Raw genomic sequence first — 19,238 nt, 5'->3', positions numbered from 1 at the left:
CTGAGCTGCGCCTGCACGACGAGGGCTGTCGAGTACGTCTCGCTCGGGGGTCGGGTTGCGTGCTCCGCACGACGGTCGGCTTGCGTCTTGAGCACGGCGGTCGAACGACGGCTGCAGGTCAGGTCACCAGCGTCAGCAGGTACTCGCAACTCCTGCCGTCCAGCTCCAAGGTCACACGCAGCTCCGGTGCCGGCTCGGGCCCCTCCCACTGCTGAAGCGTCTCCCAGGTGTCGCGGTCAGCGGTGGATCCGCCCGACGACTGCTCTGCAGGACGTCCCTCAACCTCTAGCGACACCTGGAGGCGATCAATCGGGATGTCGAGCTCGGGATCGAAGGGACGCCCAACGACAGCCGGGATGTCGCCTCGAGCCACTAAGTAGTACTCGCTGCCGTCGAACGCGACCGAGACCAACGAGGCCAGCGGCGCTTTATCGGTGAGAACAACTTCCCGTTCGATGCGCCACGAGAGGGGCGTGTTCCTCGACGTCGACATGCACGGACGCTAGCCGAAGACCGGGACCTAGATGTCTCTCGACCAGAGAAGGCGGCTACCTTCTCCCCCGCTCGACGGCGCTCCGCACGACGGTCGTTCTGCGTGCTTCGCACGAGGGTCGGCTTGCGTGCTCCGCACGAGGGTCGGCTTGCGTGCTCCGCACGACGGTCGGGTTGCGTGCTCCGCACGACGGTCGGGTTGCGTGCTCCGCACGACGGTCGGGTTGCGTGCTCCGCACGACGGTCGGGTTGCGTGCTCCGCACGACGGTCGGGTTGCGTGCTCCGCACGACGGTCGGGTTGCGTGCTCCGCACGACGGTCGGGTTGCGTGCTCCGCACGACGGTCGGGTTGCGTGCTCCGCACGACGGTCGGGTTGCGTGCTCCGCACGACGGTCGGGTTGCGTGCTCCGCACGACGGTCGGGTTGCGTGCTCCGCACGACGGTCGGGTTGCGTGCTCCGCACGACGGTCGGCTTGCGTGCTCCGCACGACGGTCGGGTGTCGGGACTGCGACGTGCTGCCATGGGTAGCGCGTTTAGCACCATCCTGTACGAGCGGGCTTCGGCGCTCACCAAAGTTCCTGCACGAGTTCGTGACAGTCGCCCTCGACTGTGACGGTGGCTAGCGCGCCGTTGACGAGCGGTAGGTGTGGGGGCACATGACCTATCTCGAGGTCGAAGACGATGGGCAGGCCGAGCGGCGCCAGGGCGTCGAGGACGGCCTCGCGCTGCGTCATCACTGGATTGTCCGGGGCAGAGGTCCGGCCGATCAGGATTGCTCGCGCGTGGTCGAACCATCCGGCGAGGCGAAGGCCGTGCAAGTTGCGGCAGATGGTGGCGGCTTCGTCCCCCGCGGCCTCCAGGTAGACGATCAGGCCGTCCTTCGAGTGCTTCCGGCCGAAGGTGGCGACGTCGCCGTACGGCGTGCCTGCCAGGTTGCACAGGGTCTCGATGCACCCGCCGATCAAGCGTCCGGTGACGTGGAGTGACTCGCCGCCATGAACGCTCCAGGTCCCGGTGCCGACACGCTTCCAAACAGTAGCTTGTGGGTCCTCCTCGAACCGCCACCAGTCGGCGACCAAGCCGGAGTCTTGCTGACGGTGCGGACCGGTGCCGGAGGCAATCTGCAGCCAAGGCAACAGCCCAGATGGCGGCGTATAGGGGGTGTCTGCGAGGTTGTCGCCGTGCAGAGTGGCCCAACCGAGGCGGGTCGTTAGCGGCAGCAGGATGGTCGAAAGGTCGGAGTATCCGACCAGCCAGGTGGGGTCAGCCGCAGTCAAAGCATCCCAGTCGAGCAGGTCGAGCAAGTCGATCGCCGTCTCGCCGCCCCAAGGCGGGACAACACAGCGGATTGAGGGGTCGCACAGCATCTGCGTCAGCTCCTCAGCCCGTGCCCGCGCGGGTGCTGAGGTGATGCCTGATCCGTCCATGCAGTCGCCAACGACTACGTCGTAGCCCGCGTCACGGAGCCAGTCAACACAAAAATTGATCCGCCGCGCCGCTGCCGCCTCTACACCCGCGGACGGGGCAGTCACTCCGATCCTGTCGCCGGGACTCAGGGAAGTTGCGAAGGACAACACGGAGGAATCCTCTCCCATCGAGCTTTGGAAGTTGCGGTTGATCGATGCGGCCAGTACCGATCCGAGATCGGTGCTGTCCTGGCCAAGCCGCTCACCGATCCAGCGTCGCCTATGCCGCTCGCCCTTAGCGCTGCGTGCTCCGTATGACGGTCGGCTTGCGTGCTCCGTACGACGGTCGGCTTGCGTGCTCCGCACGACGGTCGGCTTGCGTGCTCCGCACGACGGTCGGCTTGCGTGCTCCGCACGACGGTCGGCTTGCGTGCTCCGCACGACGGTCGGCTTGCGTGCTCCGCACGACGGTCGGCTTGCGTGCTCCGCACGACGGTCGGCTTGCGTGCTCCGCACGACGGTCGGCTTGCGTGCTCCGCACGACGGTCGGCTTGCGTGCTCCGCACGACGGTCGGCTTGCGTGCTCCGCACGACGGTCGGCTTGCGTGCTCCGCACGACGGTCGGCTTGCGTGCTCCGCACGACGGTCGGCTTGCGTGCTCCGCACGACGGTCGGCTTGCGTGCTCCGCACGACGGTCGGCTTGCGTGCTCCGCACGACGGTCGGCTTGCGTGCTCCGCACGACGGTCGGCTTGCGTGCTCCGCACGACGGTCGGCTTGCGTGCTCCGCACGACGGTCGGCTTGCGTGCTCCGCACGACGGTCGGCTTGCGTGCTCCGCACGACGGTCGGCTTGCGTGCTCCGCACGACGGTCGGCTTGCGTGCTCCGCACGACGGTCGGCTTGCGTGCTCCGCACGACGGTCGTACAGCGTGCTCGCACGACGGTCGATCGTCCCGCAGCCCAGACCTGCGGAAGGCGAATGGCCGAGAGGGCCCTAGGTCAACCTGGCACTCCACCTTCGGCCTAACGAGCGCGCGCTGCGCCGCGACGGTCAACTAAATTGCCACATGCCCCACGGGGCGTCTATGACGGTGGCCGTGGGGTGCACCTCCACAGGCAGGCCGCCTCAGCAACAGCACTTCGCTGAAACCCTGCCCTAGGGGGTGCTCCACAATGCGCCACTTGCTTGGTCCCGCCCTAGGTGCCAGCAGGCACTTGTGCTCGACGTGCCTCCCGCACAGCGGTGGGCTTACGGGATTGCCGATCAGGCTAGTGATGGAGCCGTGGCTCCGACCCTCCAATCAGCGTCAATGCCCTTGGTACGAAGTCGGCGGTTAATCATGCGGGGTCTGACAGGTCCTAGAATTCGACAGTATGAGCGACGAGGCGTACCCATGGCACGTGCGGCTGAAGTCCGCTACCAGGCACCTCGACCAACTGCAGGCCGACGTCGACGCCTACCTGGCAACCGACCCGTTCCACGTCGCCGTGCAGCAGGAGAATGTGAAGCGTGTTGGCGGCGTAGGCAGCTACGAGATTGCCTTCTACGCGAGCATCCACTCTGAGCCGCCGGACGAAATTAGCGAAGGAGTCTTCGTCGTGGGCGAGAGCCTGCGCAGTTGTCTCGAACTCGTCACGACCGCCCTGGCCGAGAAGCACTCGGGACCTCTCTCGGAGCCGCAAGCTCGGTCCGTCGGCTTCCCCGTCAAGCTCACCTCCGAGGCCTACTTCGGCAAGAACAACAACGAGGTGCCGCGGAGCATTCGGTTCCTCGAGCCGCCTGCCCAGACTGTCGTGGCGCAGCTGCAGCCTTTTCAGGGTCAGGACCCGGCGCCTCGTCATCCCCTCGCTGTTCTCGACGTGCTGCGTGAGCGGAACTTTCACCGCTCGCGACTCCTCGCGGTGTCTATCGGCGGGATCACGAACACGGGTATCACCTACGCCAACGGCGGGGCAAGCCTCTACTTTCCTGGACCGGCGAGTCGTCCGCCCGCATTCAGAACGGGTGATGAAGTGCAGCGACTGCAGGTCGCTATCAATCGGCCGGACACGGAGATGGACCTCACGTGGACACCGCCGGTGTTCTTGCTCTCGTTCGCGCCAGATGGCCCGGGTGATGGAGCCACGGTGATGCCGACGCTCGGACGTATCCGTGACCACCTGCGTGACGTTGTGTTCCCGGCGCTTGAGCAGTTCGCCTGACCCGTCCGCAAGCCTCACAGCAGCAACTCCTGAAGCCCTCGCGGGACCGAGGCAGGTGGTGCCCGGTTATGACGTCATCGGAGACGCTCCCGGTCGACGCCGTACTACAGCAGACTTTGCGTGAAGGGCGGATCAACCTCGCGGAGCCGGTGGGCGGAGCTAGCGCGTCCCCTCACCGCTGTTATCGGCTCGCCGACGCACGGCTCCCAGCTTTCACCGCCTTGTCCTGCGCTTGATACACGACGGTTGGCATGGGTAGATCCGGGCTTGGCCAAGGGAGCCTCTCGCGCAGAGCGTGCAGCAGGGCGCGTCGCCAGTACTGGCGGTTCGGGAACTCGTCGCCGACGTCCCAGCGCCAAGACGCGACCATGGCCAGGACGAGTTGGCGACAAAGGTCCAGCAGCTCGCGGTTGATGCCCGGGTAGTGCTCACACACCTCCTCGGGAGCGTGCGCGAGGTCGAACTCGACGGGCCCGCGGCAGAGGGTCTCGAAGTCGATGAAGACCGGGCCCTGCCTGGTCCCGAGCACGTTGCCGGGGTGCGGCTCGCCATGGAGCAGCTGCTCAGGTGCGTCGAACTCGAGGATGGTCTGTCGTAGGGCTGCGAGTCGACTGGTGAGCAACGCTCGATCTTCCTGAGCGAGGTCGGGTGAGAGAGCCGGGTCTGCCACGACCTGCTGGGCCTCCGCGATTCGGTCGGTGAACCGCGGGCTGGTCAAGTCGGCCGTGCGCATCCCGGCGTGCAGCTGACCCAGCGCTGCTGCGTAGGCATCGGCTGTCACGGGACAGGCTGCCGTGTCGTGGTAAGTCCACAACGTCACCACGAATCCGGCTTCTTCGTGCACCAGCGGCGCGACGCCTGGCAGTGCGGCGCCGACCGGGCAGCCAGCGCCAGCGAGCGACAGGGCACGGTCTAGCTCTAGTCGGGCCTCGCCGCCGTGTCCGGCGCGGGTGACCCGGGCAAGGACGTCGCAGGGCTCGAGTCGCAGCGCCACCTTGTTGGAGTTGAAGAGAACGACGGCGTCGTCGGCCGGCAGATCGAGCGATGCCGCGACCGCCAGGGCCGCCGCCCCAGCGCGAGCGAGCTCGAACTCTTCCACGCCTCAACCTAAGCGGAGGTGATACCGACACTCCACCTCGAATCGGTCAGCGGGGGTGGTTGAGCGCGGGTCACGAGAAGGGTGCCGTGCGGGCACCGCCGACCAGATCGCCTCGCGTGTCTCGTATGACGGTGGTCTTGCGTGCCTCCCACGAGCTGCCTTTCGAGCGTCCGGGCGATGATCATTGGCACGCGATCCCGCACGTGGTGGTGCTGCCTGTCTGCAGCAGGCGGAGCGGCCGAGGGTGCTGGTCTAAGTTCGCTTCATGATGGCGGTCCTGACAGCTGCATGGTGGCTTGACGCCCCGCGTGGCCGGGCACTGCGGCCTCCGTGGTCGATCCTGCGGCGCGGGATCGGGTGCGGCGTTGTTGGAGGAGCAGTCCTAGGCGCTGCTCTGCAGGCCAGTGACGGCGCCTATCGGTCTTGGGCGACCGTCGGCTTCGCCGCTCTGGTCGGCGCACTCGTCGCACTGCCGGCAGCATTGGCCGCGGTGATCGTCTATCAGGCCGTCGAGGGCAAGGGGCTGCGCTTGGCCTGGTTAGCAGGAAGCTTCGCGGCGGCACTCGCTGTCGTCGGGGTCGCACTCGTGCTCGGAGTGTTCGACGCCCCTGCTGTCGCGGTCTGTGCCGCTGTGGCTCTCGCAGTCGCGTTCATGTCCGCTCCGGTCGTCACGACCCGACGCAACTCGATCAGCGAGCCCGACGAGGCAGCGCACGTATGGGATTGACGTTGGCGACGCCCGGTCAGGCGGCTTGTAGGTAGAGGACCCTTGTCGCGCTCACGCACTGCAGCGGCACATGCTTCAGCCCTCCTGGGTCGCCTATTCCTCCGGCCCCCGAGATGCTGCCGCCTATGTGCACCGTGGTCTGGTCAGGAAGCGTGACGCCCTGACCGTCGGCAGTGAGCGTGCTGCCGTACGGAAACTGGGTGAGTGTCTCCTCGCCATCCCCGACGTCTAGGATCATGCAGCCCAGCGGAGTCCGGGTCAGGACGCCTCCGATACCGGCCAACATCACGGCGTCAGGCTTGGTAGGCGCGACCAGCATCACGGTCCCCTGCGCGCGCTGCACAGTCTGGGTAGGTGGGCCTCCGCAAGCGGCGAGCACAAGGAGTGCGGAGGCCGCCACCACCGTCGTCCACCTAATGTATGCATTGTCTCCTGCGCGCGGCTGCCGTCACGGGCACGGTCTGGACCAGCCATACGTCCTCCGCACGACGGTCGGCTTGCGTGCTCTCAGTGTGAGAGTGACAGCGCCGCCGATGCGGTGGTTGGGTCCTGAGCACCGGTCGTCTGGCTCATTGCGTGCTTGTCGCTCTTCGGGGTTGGCCTCGTTCGGTTTTGCTGGCGACCGGTGTGAAGGACCGGCCGGCGTGACTTGATAGGAGCGTGGCACCGCCCCCACTGAGATGTGTCCGCCGACCGGCCCAACCGTCCCTCTTCTGAGTGAAGGAGGCAGCCTTCATGGTTGTCGTTGGTGCTGATGTTCACAAGCGGACCCACACGTTCGTCGGGGTCGACGAGGCGGCCCGCGAGCTGGGCCACAAGACGTTCCCGGCCACGACCGAGGGCCACCGAGCCGCGGTTAGGTGGGCGCGCAAGACGTTCGGCCCTGAGCTGCGGTGGGCGATCGAGGACTGCCGCCACCTCTCGGCCCGGCTTGAGCGCGACCTGCTCACCAATGGCCAGGCGGTGGTCCGCGTGCCGCCGAAGATGATGGCCGAGCAGCGCCGCATTGCACGGACGCGCGGCAAGTCCGACCCGATCGACGCCGCTGCGGTCGCGCGGGCTGCGCTGCGCGAACCCGACCTGCCCGTCGCCTCCCACGACGCGACCTCACGCGAGCTGAAGCTGCTCGTCGACCGCAGAGAAGACCTCGTCACGACACGAACGGCCACGATCAACCGGCTGCTGTGGCGTGTCCCACGAACTCGACCCGGGGTGGTCGCCACCAGCCAAGTCGCTGGACCTGTCCAAGTACCAGCAAGCGTTGAAGGCCCGCCTGGGCTCTGTCGTGGAGGACGGTGTCGTCGGCCTGGTCGCTGAGCTCGCTGCTGCTGAGCTGGGCGAGATCATCGAGTTGACCGACAAGATCAACACGCTGACCAAGCGGATCGAGAAGCGGACAGTGCAGGTCGCACCGACGCTGCTCGCGATGCCCGGCGTGGGCCCGCTCACCGCGGCCAAGATCGTCGGCGAAGCCGCCGGGGTCGGTCGGTTCAAGTCCGAGGCCGCGTTCGCCCGGCACTCCGGGATCGCGCCGATCCCGGTCTGGTCGGGCAACACCGCAGGCCGGGTCCGGCTGACCCGGTCCGGCAACCGCCAGCTCAACGCCGCTGTGCACCGGATCGCGATCACCCAGATCCGCCTCGACGGGCTCGGGCAGGCCTACTACCGCAAGAAGAAGGCCGAAGGCATGTCCAACCCCGAAGCCCTGCGCTGCCTCAAACGCCGTCTCGTCCGCGTCGTCTACGGCCACCTCCACACCGACCAGGACGCTGCAGCGCCACGCCTAGCGGCAGCGGCTTGACATAGGAGAAACCGCACAACGGTCGGCTTGCGTGCTCCGCACGACGGTCGGGTTGCGTGCTCCGCACGACGGTCCGCTTACGAGGCCGCGCCAGCCTGGTCTACTGACCGGTCCTGGGGGCGTTCGCCATCAGCTGGGAACGACCACGACGTCCACCTCGCCGTCGGTGGCGACGCCACCGATGCAGCCCGGCTGCTGCGCCAGCGGCAGGTCAGCGCACATCGCGTGCCCGGCGCTCAGACGGGTCGAACCGACCCTGACCGCTCTCACTGTGTGTGCGTCGGCGGTACGCAACACCGACTCGTTTTGGGACGACATGATCACTGCCGATCCGCAGCCGCCGTCCGCCTCCAGCCGCAACGTGTCACCGACCCGGAGTCGGACCGTCGACGTGCTGTTGGGCGTGAGCTGCACGACGTCACTCGTCGGCCCGACGAGTCGCACCGTCCCGATGCAGGGTCCGTCCTGAGGCTGGTCACTAGGCGGGGTCGTCAACGTGGTTGGCGTCGGAGACGGCGACGTCGCGGGTGCCGGGTGCGTAGAAGCCGTTGGTACGGGGCCTGCCGGCACAGCGGTACGTTCGCCGATCGACGGCGCAAGGATCAGGCCGGTGGTTGCCAGCGCCGCTGTGACGCAACCCAGCGCTACCGCTCGACGTCGCCTCTGAGTGCGTTGAAGCCGACGCCCTCGTTCGAGGTCAGCGAGGGGGTTATGACTTTCGGGGAGGGCTGCGAACTCGCCATCGAAGGCGTGCTCGTCGAGTGAGTCCTCCAGCGGCACCGGCATCAGTCACCAACCTCCTCAAGCACCAGCAACACGTTGAGCCGCTTCAGCGCCCGCGAGGCGTGGCTCTTCACCGTGCCTGGCGACAGCGCCAAGATGTCGGCCGTCTCTCGGACCGGTAGGCCCCAGTAGTGCCGCAGCACGACCACCTGTCGCTGCCGGAGCGGGAGCATCAACAACGCCGTGCGCAACGTCATCCGGATGGCTACGTTCCCCGCTGCGTCGAGAACGGCAAGCTCGTCGTGGTCAGCGACAGAGACTTCTCGCCGCCAGGGCCGGCGGCTCTCATCGACCGCCGTCCTCGCGATGATCGTCCGGGCGAACCACTCGTGACTGCCCTCGACCCGCGGCCACGCCACGTACAGCTTCGACAACGCGATCTGCGTGACGTCCTCGGCTCGCGACGCGTCGCCGCAGATCAGGTATGCAGCCCTTAACAACCGGTCCCGGTGCGCCACGACGAACGCGGTGAACGCCTCGTCTCGCTGCACCCCATCACCGCCCACCTCGACACCACGGCCGGCTTCGGCCTCTCCCCTTAGACGGTGCCTCGACTCATATTGGTTGTCACCCTCCCGAAAGTCACGACATCGAGTCCTACCCGCCAACCCGCGCCCCGGTGCACGGCTCCCGCGTGTCTCGCACGACGGTCGGCTTGCGTGCTCCGCAGGACGGTCGCCCTGCAAGCCCCGACGAGGGCCTTCTGGTCTCGAACCCGAGTAGATCTCGCGTGCCGAGCTCATCACTGACGCATCGGTGTTTAGATAGCGAGGCCATTCACACCTAGATCGGGGATCTTGTGATCAAGCACGCCTGGCTGGCCAGCAGCGTCGCCAGTGCAGCACTGCTGCTGACCGCCTGTAGCGGATCGAGCAGCACGCCTGCGACTCCACCGTCGAGCCCGCCGATCGCCAGCGCGCCTGCGGCCAGCCCCTCGACGCCCAGCGAAGCAGCCTCACCGGAGCCGAGCACCGGAGTCAGCGTGCCCGCCGACTCTGCCGCCATCGGCGACTCGATCCAGTACGACGACAAGGTCGAGGTCACGATCACCCAGTTCGAGAACACGGCCGACCACACCACTCTCACGGTCGAGATCGACAACAAGGCTGCTGAGGAGCTCGCAGGACCGGTCGACGTCCAGGCCTCGTACGGCGACGACCATCTCGCCGCCACCCCGGTCGCCGGAGGCAGCCCGATCTCCGTGCCGATCCAGGCCGGGAAGAAGGCCAGCGGAAAGTACACATTCACCATCCCCAAAGGCGGCCGCAACAAGGTGGCCGTCGACGTCGCCCTGGGCACCGATCGCGATCACGCTCAGTTCCTCGGGCCGGTCAAGTAGGCCGCCAGACGCGATCGGCAGAGTCAGTCCGCTCCGCACACTGCAGCGTTAGTGCGCTCAGCATCGAACAGCCCGGCCGACCGACCGACAACCTCTCGGACGTCCCGCGACGGTGGTCCCGGGCGCTCCGCACGATGGTCGGCATACGTACCCACAGCACTGGTGGGACGGCGACTGGTTGTGGCGCAGGCGGCGCACGTGAGACGGATGACGCGCTCGGAGTGGGCGTAGATCTGGGGCTTGTTGCCTTGGGCTTCGGCCGTCGGGTGTGACCATCAGCCGGTAAACGCGTACAACCGCAATGTGCTTCAGCGGTTACGACCGGTGCTAGTGGTTTCGTCGACGGCTCCGCGACCTCGATCGAGGATCTCCAGAGTTGGCTGGCGACCTCTGAAGAGCTCCTCGAACGGGAGCCTTAAGCCGACGACCTCAAGCAGGCATTCCACGCCGGCGACAACGAGTGTGAAGACCTCCTCCACGCGCCGTTTGCCGACGACCAGCCAGGACGACTTCACCACCTCGCGCACACGCTGCTAGCGCAGGTCGACGCCGCACTTGACCACTAAGAGATCCCATCGCTGTGGTGCGACACCCTTACCTTGCCGCTCCGCCCAAGTGCCCTTCGGACGCCATGGCGGGGTCGTTCTGCGTGCTCCACACGACCCGACCGTCGTGCGGAGCACGCAACCCGAGCTTCGAGCTCAGTGCTCCGTCACAGGACCAGCTGACTCGTCACGTGCGTTCCTGTCGCTTCGGCTCGAGGCCGGGCCTCGTCACGATCTGACGCGGACTTCTGGACGCTGGTCAGCTGTGGTGCGGGGAGCGGTGGCCGAGGCGCGGCACCCTGAGCCCGGCGGTCGGGGTGCCGCGCTGCTAAAAGGGTCAGCGGGGCGACTTGAGTTTGCTCGTGATGCGTCGGGCGGCCGACCTGGGGCGCCTGGTGCGGTGCTGGAGCGGTGAGGGGACGCCCGAGTTCGGGTCGGACACGACTCCGTCGCGGATCTGGCCCAGGAGGTCGACGACGACGTGGGTCGTGGCGGAGGCGTAGACCCGGATGAAGTACGTCGGGCCGCCCTCGGCGGTGTCCAGCAGGACGGCGGGGGTGACGGTGAAGTTCGCGACGGTCACGCCCTTCGTGAAGTGCACCGTGGACTGGCGTGGCGGGATGTTCGACGGCGCCGAGGTGCCGGCCGGGTAGACGGCGAGGTAGCCGTTCGCGGTCGAGCCGGAGCTGTGCACGTTGACGAACACCGCCCGGATCGTGAAGCGGTCGATGGTGCCGACGGCGACGTCGACGTAGCGGCCGGCCTTCAGCCGGCCGGAGGAGTCGAAGTTGGTGGTGGGCTGGATGGTGCCGGGGAACGCCTTGGTCGTGTCGAGGATCCGGTACGGGGCGGTGATGTAGGGCTGCTGGACGAGGTCGATGTCGTCGAGGGTCGCAAGGCCGACGGCGTATCCGTTGGGGTTACCGGGCTCGTCGGCGCGGTAGACCGGGCGTTCCTTGAGCGTGAAGAAGGAGCCCGCCTCGGTCCGGTAACCCACCTCGCTCTCGAAGTCGGTGTCCTCGGGCGACGGCTCGAGGTAGAGCGCCGGGCCCTTGGCGTTGATCAGGCCCAGGGTCGGCCGGTTCGGCGGTTCCTCCCCGGTGGTGCGGTACTCGAGCTGGGTGTACCTGGCGGTGAGGTTCGCGCCGGAGCCGATGATCAACGGGTCGCCGGCCGCTGCTTCGGCGGGCCGGGTACCGGCGCCCAGGGCCAGTGCACCCGCGGCTGTGCCCGCGGCGAGCGCGGCCCCTCGACCGAGCAGGCCTCGCCGACCCACGATCTCGGGGGTTGTCTCGTCGCTCATCAATGCTCCTCGTCCTGGCTGGCCAGGCACGCTCTGCGCCTGGCTGGCTCATCCTCAGGTCCACGCCGTCGGCCGGCACGCGCGGGGTCCGCGCTGCCCCTGAGGCTGTTCTACAGTTTGCTCAGTTTCCCGACGAGAGCGAGTACCTCATGTTCAAGCGCCCCGCGCTCTCCGCGGTACTTGCCGCAGCAGCCCTCGCACTGGTGATGGTTCCCTCGACCGCCACGGCAGCACCCAGCCCGGGCCCGCACGAGCCGGCGTTCATCGCCACGGAGGAGGCGCCGTACATCCAGGACACCAGGGTCGCAGGCGTGTCCTTGCGCTACACCTGCTACGGGCCCGGCACCGTCATCAACGTGTCGCTGACCGTGGAAGGTGTGGAGGCCAAGGGAAGTGCACCAGTGGTGTGCCACGGCGACACGGACGCTCCCGTGGGGGTGCGGCTGGACGTCCCGAAAGGTTCGAGCGGGTTCCCGGTCGGAACGTGGAACGCCGTCTTGGTGACGACCATCCCTGACCAGGTGACCCAAGCCTTGTTCCAGCAGGTCACCGTGCCGGCGCCGCTGCTGAAGACGGTCAAGCTCACGATCAATGCTTCGCCGGAGAAGGTGGCCCAAGGAAAGAGGATCACCGTCAAGGGCACGATCGAACGCGACGGCAAGAGGTGGCCCCAGGCGCAGGCCGACCTCCGCTTCAAGGTCGACGGAGGCAACTACCTGTACGTGCGAACCGTCACCGCAGACGACAAGGGCGTCTTGAAGACCACCCTGCCGTCCACCACCTCGGGGTCGTTCCGCTACGCCTTCACAGGATCGCCCACGCTGGCAGAGGCAACTTCGCACGGGGATCACATCGTCGTGAAGAAGCTCAAGCCGAAGTCCTACGCGAGCTGCTCCGCGCTCAACGAGATCTACGCGTACGGGGTGGGCAGGGCTGGCGGGCGCGAGAAGGGGCTGGGCGTGAACAACTGGACGCGCGACACGAACACCTACAAGAAGAACAAGAAGCTCGACCCCGACGAGGACGGCGTGGCCTGCGAGAAGCGCTGACCGCACACGAGACCCCTGCCGAGATGTCGGGCAGGGGTCTTCGCATCACTAGGCCTTGTTCTCGCAGGACGGTCGGCTTGCGTGCTCCGCACGACGGTCGGCTTGCGCTCATAGCCCCTCAGGCAGGAGCCCACAGAGCGCTCTGATCCTGAAGGTCGACTCTGAGTTTACCGGCGTAGAGCCCAACGCCAGCCGACTGAAGCCAGAAGCTGAGGTGACCATCGTCGTGCGGAGCACGCAGGACCATCGTCGTGCGGAGCACGCGTTGCCGACCGTCGTGCGGAGCACGCGCGCCCACCGTCCTGCGGCACGACGCTCGGCGGTCTGACGTGCTACCGCAAGAACGCCTACATCAGCGCACGAAGCGGATGGAGTCCGAGACGTTGCCGAGTTCACGGCCGCGGTCAAGGGCGACGTCGCTGTAACCGAGGTAGCGGACGAGGTTGCCGTCATGCCGGACGGTTGCGACGTAGAGCGTGGCTCCGTTGACGCTAAGCACCTGTGCTCTTGCTGGCTCTCCGCCCAGTTACACCTGCCGCACAGGTTGGTCGGACACACAGTTGATCAAGACCTTGCAGGTATCAGCGACCCAGGTGCTTTGGTCGTCGCCCTCGCCACCCGCCGGGGCAGGTCCGACTTCGACGTCGAAGTACGTGGTGCCACTGCCACCGACCCAGCTCTGGGCGTGGATGTCCGAGATCCGGTATGGCTCGCCTTCTCCCGAGCTGCCGTTGTCCGTAGTGATCTGTCCGCCGTTAGGCGGGGTCTCGACGCGCCAACCAGTAGGGACTTCGATGCTGACGCGGTCCCCGTGGTCAGAAACTCGGTTGAACAGCACGGGTAGCCCGAGGACGCGGAGCCCAAGCACGATGATCAGGACCAGACTGAGTACTAGCGCCAGGATGGCTGCCATCACTAAGACCGCTCCTCGGCTGACGCCTTGAGGCTTGGCGGTGGCTCCAGTCATGGACACATCCTCTACATAACCCGGCCACGCTGAGGCGAGCAAGGTGAAGTTGCTAGCAACGGCTCGGAGGCAGCGCCGCACCGGACCCCACTTGGGCATGTGCGACCGTCGAGCGGAGCACGCGAGCCGACCGCACTGCTTAAGTGAGCTCGGCAAGGGCTTCGGTGCGATGCTCACTGCCATGGATGAAAACGGGAACGTGAGGACCTCAACCCTCATCGTCGGCGTCGTCGCCACGCTCGCGCTCATTGCGCTGGGGACCTTCGTCATCGAGCCACTGATCCCTCGGTTCAAGTTTCTCAGCTACCTACCGGCTCTCGTCTTCACAACGATCTACATCAACGTCCATCGGCGAAGGGCGGCTGGCGACGCCTCAGAGCACCAGCACCGTCCGACGAATCACGACTAAGTACCCTTCTGCAAGGCACGCTGATCAACAGTGCCGCGGGGCACGGAAGCCGACCGTCCTGCGGCGCACGCTGAGAGCTCGGTTACCTGATGGCTCAGCGCCGAGCCCTTGGTGTAGGGCGTCCAACGAAGGACTGGAGCAGCCCGGGTTGCTGGTCGATCGCGTGCGCGAGAATTGGAACGTGACTGATGACTCCGTTGTCGCAGCGTTGGTGGAGGCGCAGGAGCGGTGGTCCTCGTCCAGCTACCAAGATCAGCAAGCTCTCCTGGACGTGTACCAGGCCGAAAGACGACTCGTCGCAGCACGAGGCGAGCCCTGGGCCGAGCGGATCGAGCTCCCTGCGTGGGACGTCGGTGCACCACTGCCGCATGTCATCTCCAACGGGACACGCGCCGACCTGATCTGCTTCGCAGCCGATCCGGCGCCCTGGGACGGCACCTCTGCCAGGTCAGTGTCTGCAGCGGATGTCGACAGCAGGCCGCTGCTTCAGTTCACTTTCTACTCCTGTGCCTCCATCAAGTTCGGCGGCCCGAACGACGAGGGTCTCGACGGCCACCCGCTCGCAGGTCGCGGCTTGGCTCCCTACGAAGCCCACATCGTCCACAATTCACCCTGGCTCGCAGAGGAGGATCGCATCGACGCGGGTCATCCGAGTTCGCATCCCGGCCGGCTCTCCCACGATCTCAACCACTACCTACTCGCGTTCCACGACGAGATCTTCGAGGCGCTCGCTGAGCGCCTCGAAGTCCGCACCGGCGAAGGGACGATTTCAGGCTGGCTCCACGCCGCCGCCAGCGCCGTCATTACGTTCTGACTGTCGCGGGACCCTCGCGATGGCCCATGCACGTCAACTCCATTCTCGTGGAACATCACTCTGACGACTCGCTCACCGTGGTTGCCTCTCACAACAGTTCCGCAAGCCGACCGTCATGCGGAGCACGCAGGACCACCGTCATGCTGAGCGCGAGCCAACTTGAGGGACTAGCGCGACTTAGGCAGGTCCAATACGAAAGCACCAAACAACAACATCAGAGCACAGGCAAAAGCGAGGATTGCGGTCGTCCAACGGTGCAGAGTGAGATTCAAGACGCCGATCACTATCAGTGAGGCAGCGAGAATCCCAGGGGTCCCCGCCCAGCCGCTCGTCCAGATGTCGCGTCTGGAGGGACGGCCCGTGTCCTCGTCCTCTTGCTCGTCCTCGCGTGGCATGAGAGCAGCGTAGGCCGAGGCGTCGGCCGACGCCGGAGATCAAGAATCAACGATCGTGCTAGACGTTGGTAGGTCGAACCGTCGCGTGAAGCACGCAGCACCAGGCTCGTTCACAGTGCCCCGTAAGCCGTCCGTCATGTGCAACACGCGTGCCCGACGTTGGTCGAGACTGCCGCTTAGGCGGCTACCGCGTTCGGCAGTGTCATGCTGATTGCGATGAAGGCGATCAGGAGCAGGGCGCCAGCCACTGCCGCCGCCAGACCGATCCAGGTTGTTCGCATTCGAGGACGCGCGGTGTACGTGCCATCGTCCAGGCTGTTTACAACCCGCCACCGGCCAGTGATGATCAAGCCAATACCGACAGCGAAGAACACAAGGCTCGCGGCGAGCAGTACGTCCATGCCAGCAGTGTGGCTGAAGGTGGCCTGTCAGGTGGCTGAATCGGGGGGCTGGGGTCTGCACCCCACCCCTGACGGTCAGCACATAGGGCGACCCTCGCGCGAAGGACGCAAGCAGACCGTCATGCGGGACGCACGCAAGCCGGCCCCTTCGACGACCGCCCGAGGGGCGGCCAGCTATCCGTTCTCCCGTCCCGGCAGGGATGCGCCTGCAAGGAAGGCCTCGTACTCGTGGCGGACGTCGTCGTCGACGGTGGGCTGCTGCGCACTATCGCGCGTCGCTTCGGTCGCGCCTTGGACCTGAGACCCACCACTTGTCGCCTGACTCAAGATCGACAAAGTTGCTCTCAAAGCCGCTCTCGCGCCGCAGGTTCAGGCCGTGGAAGCGTGCTGACTGCCAGCTTCTCGAGAAGTTCACGCGGCAGACCCAGCAAGGTCCTTGGTCTATTGGGAACCCGGTCTTCACCTGGACGAACATGATGCGATCGGGCACTCGGACACAGTAGGGAATCAGGGACCGCCCCTGCAGGCCAATGGCTCGATGTCTAACTCGGTGGGGAGCCCGCATGCCGACCGTCGTGCGGAGCACGCAAGCCGACCGTCGTGCGGAGCACGCTGACCGACCGTCGTGCGGGGCGAATGGACAGGCCCTTCAGCCGTGGCCATCGGGGTCGCTACCTTCTGAGCTCAAGACCTTCACTACGGAGGAGCGGGAGCACATGCGTCACAAGACCATCCAGCTGCGCTGCTCGTGGCCGTTTTTGCTGTCGGGGCCGGGCCCCTGTTCCAAGCGGGTGCGTGGACGTACGTCAATCTCGTGACGGCCATCGTCGTGCTGCTCGTCGTGCTGGTCTTTAGCTGGCCGACTCCGGAGACGATTCACGAGGAGCCGCTGGGCTGGGTGACCCGAGCGGCGTACGCCTTGGTGTATGGCTTCATCATTGATGTCGGCTCCGCCTATCCGGCTCAGCAGCTGAGTTCCGCGCGTCCCGAGGTGTGTACTGTCCCCGAAGAAGCACCGACGCTGCTTGCTTACTGGAAAGCGTGGGACTGTAAGCATGCAGCCGAGGACAAGCTCGCTACGACGGGCTCGAACCACGGCATGATCGCGGGGGCGATCGCCTGCGTCCTGTTCTTCGTGGCGCTCTCCACTTACCAGTCCTACTGGGGGCGGTACCAAGCAAAGCCTGTGTCCGGAGCCAAGCCTGGGGGTAGCCAGACAGGCAAGGGCGCACGTGACGATTGTCGCGGGCCTAGCCACGATTCTCCCCCCGGCCCCGAGCCCGCCGATAGGGAAGTCCCATCAATGGCACCGGGGTCGGTACCGCCATCGATCTGAATCGATGGCCCCCCGTAGTTGGTGGGCGGCCTCGATGCTTCTCGCGCGCCCTTGGGTGATGCAAGTAGCTCGGCAGCGCGTGCGCTCGCCGTAGTCCCTTCCGACTCGATGCCCCTGGGCCTGGAACGTCCCATAGCCGACTTTGGGCCTGCCCGGAGGAAGCGCGCGTACCGCTTCACCGGTAGCCCGTCCACGGTCCACGAGACGACCGTCGTGCGGAGCACGCAAGCTGACGGTCGTACGGAGCACGCAGCACAAGCGCCAGTAGGGATGACCGTCGCAAGACCTGAGTCTCTGCCTACAGGCGGTCGGACCTGCGACAGTCGTACTTATGCCCCTGCCGCCTCGGTCGTCTCGCCTGCCCACCGCGATGCTGATGGACTTCGACGTGAGTTGCGGGGAGTACCTGCTTCCCGGACACGTTGTCGTCGTTCGGGGCCTCGCCGACCAGGGCTGGTCCAACGACGACTTGACCTCGCGCGACCAGACCGCGAATGAGGTGTGCCAGCTGATCGAACTGGTCTACGAGATCGTGCCGGGGGTGACGGCAGCGGAGGTGCCCTCTACTACCGGTCAGTCGTTCACGGTCGATGCGACGTATGGCTCGGACGTGCCCCTTCACTGGACGACCGGCGGCAATGAGCCGGGTGGAGCCGGTGGGTCGACCTGGGTCGAGGAGTACCGCGGCGGAGAGAGCACCGTGGGCGGGCTAGGTCCTTGGCCGTTTCCCAGCGGTGCGGAGTGCCGTCTTCCAGAGGCACGCAAGCACGGGAGTGCCGCAGGGCAAGAGAGGGCGTCCGCACGACGGTCGGGTTGCGTGCTCCGCACGACGGACGGCCTACGAACACACCTCCTTGATGGCCTCAAGGAGAAGGGCATGGCACCTCGACGGGGCGTCATCGAGAACGTCCTGAAGTTGCACAGCCACCGGGCTGGAGTCGAGGTCAAGGTCTTTGGTCCACCCCTCGGGCTCGTAACGGGCACGAATCGAAAGGCTGAAGAACAGAGCCCACCAGAGCACCAAGGCGTTCGGCTTCGGAAGGACGCCGCCGATACGAGGAAGGATCCATGTGTTGTAACCGACTCGAGCCTGGCGCGCGTCTAGGTATGCGACAGCCATCTCGTGTTGATCGCGAGAGACCGACACGGAGAGATCAACCCATGGTTCCCTCGGGTACTTGAAAAGAAACTTCGAGCGTTCTTCCAGGGGGAAGACGTCGAAAGGGTAGGGGCCATAGGTCGATCGCACGTAGTCGGCCACGTCCGATCGGGTCAGCAAGCGGTCGCCCACCTCGCTGCCGAGGGACCCCAAGGTCATGACGGCCATCTCTGAGTCGATGGTGTGGTCGAGCATGCAGCCTGCGGTGACCGATGGCGGTTGCTCCGAACCGGCCAACCGGCGCTGGAACAGGTGCGGGTTGGCCGCCCACAGCTGCTCAAAGGTGACGGGCGCTTCGAACTCCGTGAAGTCAAACAGCTGACACAGCACCGCGAACATGCCCCTACCAGTGGTCTCGACAGAAATGGACCTGAGCGAGCCGCGCAGGTTTCGCTCGCGGAGCCCATGGCCCTTGGTGCGGAAGTCTCGGTCGGGGATACCCGGAGCACAGGCGAACAAGGCCCTAACGCCTTGAGCAAGGCCGTAAAACACCAGCATTGGGCGGACATCTGCAGGCGTCTGCGCTGCGGCATTGAGCAACTGCTCGGACTGCTCCAGTGCTGTGCAAAACACTTTCCGACGCTCGCCCTTAGATGCCCGCCCTGGTGGCGACGCCCGCATGGCTCTGAGCTGCAGGCTTTCTCGCAGCTCGGCATTAAGGGGCCGTGATCCGGAGGCGGACACGAGGATGACCATGAGGAAGTCTCTCTCAGGCCGCAACGGCCTACGCCACTACGCCGGCCATGGACGACCACGCACTTGCTAGTCAAGGAGGCCGCCGCCGGGCGACGACGAGGTCGAAGCGCGTGACGATGCCGTTAGGTTCAACGCAACGTCGAGCGAGTGGCCTGGGCCAGCCTCCAGGATGCCGAGGAATGGCTCGCCTCGTTCGACCTAACGTCAGCTGCTGTTGCCGCCTTGGGCCGAGCGTTTGAGTCCTCAGCAGTCGGCCCTCACCTCGAACACGCAGTTCGACCGAGGGCCGCCATGCGTCGCAGGAGGGTCGGC

19 protein-coding genes and 1 pseudogene are annotated in these 19,238 nt (G+C 66.2%); 7 read left to right on the top strand and 13 right to left on the bottom strand.

The window, feature by feature from the left end; translation table 11 throughout:
• Positions 1-118: 118 nt before the first annotated feature.
• Together FHX39_RS06650 and FHX39_RS06645 are read right to left on the bottom strand one after the other, a co-directional pair.
• Positions 119-493, bottom strand: coding sequence for a hypothetical protein (locus tag FHX39_RS06650; RefSeq protein ID WP_183337338.1), 375 nt, complete (start codon positions 491-493; stop codon positions 119-121).
• 567 nt (positions 494-1,060) lie between these two features.
• Positions 1,061-2,071 carry a S66 family peptidase gene (locus FHX39_RS06645; RefSeq protein WP_332836701.1) on the bottom strand — a complete coding sequence of 337 codons (1,011 nt, stop codon included), beginning with the start codon at positions 2,069-2,071 and terminating at the stop codon, positions 1,061-1,063.
• 1,204 nt (positions 2,072-3,275) lie between these two features.
• Here FHX39_RS06645 and FHX39_RS06640 point away from each other — a divergent pair.
• Positions 3,276-4,103: a hypothetical protein gene (locus tag FHX39_RS06640; protein WP_183337337.1), complete on the top strand. Its 828-nt coding sequence runs from the start codon at positions 3,276-3,278 to the stop codon at positions 4,101-4,103.
• Positions 4,104-4,284: 181 nt separating this feature from the next.
• Here FHX39_RS06640 and FHX39_RS06635 read toward each other — a convergent pair whose 3' ends face one another.
• Positions 4,285-5,202, bottom strand: coding sequence for a phosphotransferase enzyme family protein (locus tag FHX39_RS06635; RefSeq protein ID WP_183337336.1), 918 nt, complete (start codon positions 5,200-5,202; stop codon positions 4,285-4,287).
• A gap of 490 nt (positions 5,203-5,692) precedes the next feature.
• On the opposite strand from FHX39_RS06635, the gene FHX39_RS06630 reads away from it, so the two are divergent.
• Complete coding sequence (locus tag FHX39_RS06630; protein WP_183337335.1) at positions 5,693-5,929, top strand: hypothetical protein; 237 nt, start codon at positions 5,693-5,695, stop codon at positions 5,927-5,929.
• A gap of 16 nt (positions 5,930-5,945) precedes the next feature.
• On the opposite strand, the gene FHX39_RS06625 is transcribed toward FHX39_RS06630, so the two are convergent.
• Positions 5,946-6,248: a hypothetical protein gene (locus FHX39_RS06625; RefSeq protein ID WP_183337334.1), complete on the bottom strand. Its 303-nt coding sequence runs from the start codon at positions 6,246-6,248 to the stop codon at positions 5,946-5,948.
• 398 nt (positions 6,249-6,646) lie between these two features.
• Between FHX39_RS06625 and FHX39_RS21020 the strand changes: the two are divergent.
• A pseudogene (locus tag FHX39_RS21020) lies at positions 6,647-7,730 on the top strand (IS110 family RNA-guided transposase).
• Between the two features lie 129 nt (positions 7,731-7,859).
• On the opposite strand, the gene FHX39_RS06615 reads toward FHX39_RS21020, so the two are convergent.
• The 3 genes from FHX39_RS06615 to FHX39_RS06605 all read right to left on the bottom strand — a co-directional run bounded on the left by FHX39_RS06615 (position 7,860) and on the right by FHX39_RS06605 (position 9,485).
• A complete protein-coding gene (locus FHX39_RS06615) occupies positions 7,860-8,144 on the bottom strand; it encodes a hypothetical protein (RefSeq protein WP_183337333.1) in 285 nt (94 codons plus the stop codon).
• Between the two features lie 371 nt (positions 8,145-8,515).
• The gene (locus tag FHX39_RS21715; RefSeq protein WP_332836700.1) at positions 8,516-9,004 is read right to left on the bottom strand and encodes a SigE family RNA polymerase sigma factor; all 489 of its coding nucleotides are present in this window, start codon (positions 9,002-9,004) and stop codon (positions 8,516-8,518) included.
• Positions 9,005-9,296: 292 nt separating this feature from the next.
• Positions 9,297-9,485 carry a hypothetical protein gene (locus FHX39_RS06605; RefSeq protein ID WP_183337331.1) on the bottom strand — a complete coding sequence of 63 codons (189 nt, stop codon included), beginning with the start codon at positions 9,483-9,485 and terminating at the stop codon, positions 9,297-9,299.
• A gap of 10 nt (positions 9,486-9,495) precedes the next feature.
• Here FHX39_RS06605 and FHX39_RS06600 point away from each other — a divergent pair, with 10 nt between their 5' ends.
• A complete protein-coding gene (locus tag FHX39_RS06600) occupies positions 9,496-9,852 on the top strand; it encodes a hypothetical protein (RefSeq protein ID WP_183337330.1) in 357 nt (118 codons plus the stop codon).
• A 308-nt stretch (positions 9,853-10,160) separates the two neighbouring features.
• Here FHX39_RS06600 and FHX39_RS06595 read toward each other — a convergent pair whose 3' ends face one another.
• Both FHX39_RS06595 and FHX39_RS06590 read right to left on the bottom strand, forming a co-directional pair.
• Positions 10,161-10,379 carry a hypothetical protein gene (locus tag FHX39_RS06595; RefSeq protein ID WP_183337329.1) on the bottom strand — a complete coding sequence of 73 codons (219 nt, stop codon included), beginning with the start codon at positions 10,377-10,379 and terminating at the stop codon, positions 10,161-10,163.
• 355 nt (positions 10,380-10,734) lie between these two features.
• Positions 10,735-11,700 (bottom strand): hypothetical protein, encoded by a 966-nt coding sequence (locus FHX39_RS06590; RefSeq protein ID WP_183337328.1) that lies wholly within the window; start codon positions 11,698-11,700, stop codon positions 10,735-10,737.
• Between the two features lie 149 nt (positions 11,701-11,849).
• Between FHX39_RS06590 and FHX39_RS06585 the strand changes: the two genes are divergently transcribed.
• Complete coding sequence (locus FHX39_RS06585; RefSeq protein WP_183337327.1) at positions 11,850-12,749, top strand: excalibur calcium-binding domain-containing protein; 900 nt, start codon at positions 11,850-11,852, stop codon at positions 12,747-12,749.
• A 352-nt stretch (positions 12,750-13,101) separates the two neighbouring features.
• Here the strand turns inward: FHX39_RS06585 and FHX39_RS06580 are convergent, their stop codons facing one another.
• On the bottom strand, positions 13,102-13,248 hold the full coding sequence (locus tag FHX39_RS06580; protein ID WP_183337326.1) for a hypothetical protein: 147 nt from the start codon (positions 13,246-13,248) through the stop codon (positions 13,102-13,104).
• 27 nt (positions 13,249-13,275) lie between these two features.
• Complete coding sequence (locus FHX39_RS06575; RefSeq protein WP_183337325.1) at positions 13,276-13,716, bottom strand: hypothetical protein; 441 nt, start codon at positions 13,714-13,716, stop codon at positions 13,276-13,278.
• A 590-nt stretch (positions 13,717-14,306) separates the two neighbouring features.
• On the opposite strand from FHX39_RS06575, the gene FHX39_RS06570 reads away from it, so the two are divergent.
• A complete protein-coding gene (locus tag FHX39_RS06570) occupies positions 14,307-14,939 on the top strand; it encodes a hypothetical protein (protein WP_183337324.1) in 633 nt (210 codons plus the stop codon).
• Between the two features lie 571 nt (positions 14,940-15,510).
• Here the strand turns inward: FHX39_RS06570 and FHX39_RS06565 are convergent.
• Complete coding sequence (locus tag FHX39_RS06565; protein WP_183337323.1) at positions 15,511-15,735, bottom strand: hypothetical protein; 225 nt, start codon at positions 15,733-15,735, stop codon at positions 15,511-15,513.
• A gap of 814 nt (positions 15,736-16,549) precedes the next feature.
• Here FHX39_RS06565 and FHX39_RS06560 point away from each other — a divergent pair.
• Positions 16,550-17,071: a hypothetical protein gene (locus tag FHX39_RS06560; RefSeq protein WP_183337322.1), complete on the top strand. Its 522-nt coding sequence runs from the start codon at positions 16,550-16,552 to the stop codon at positions 17,069-17,071.
• An 838-nt stretch (positions 17,072-17,909) separates the two neighbouring features.
• Here FHX39_RS06560 and FHX39_RS06555 read toward each other — a convergent pair.
• Entirely contained in the window at positions 17,910-18,926 is a 1,017-nt protein-coding gene (locus FHX39_RS06555; RefSeq protein WP_183337321.1) for a YaaC family protein, read from the bottom strand.
• Positions 18,927-19,238: the final 312 nt, after the last annotated feature.

Source organism: Microlunatus antarcticus (genome assembly GCF_014193425.1).
In the GTDB taxonomy this organism is placed as follows: Bacteria; Actinomycetota; Actinomycetes; order Propionibacteriales; family Propionibacteriaceae; genus Microlunatus; species Microlunatus antarcticus.
The sequence above is the reverse complement of the archived record's forward strand: the minus strand, read 5'-3'. Positions and strand labels throughout refer to the sequence as shown.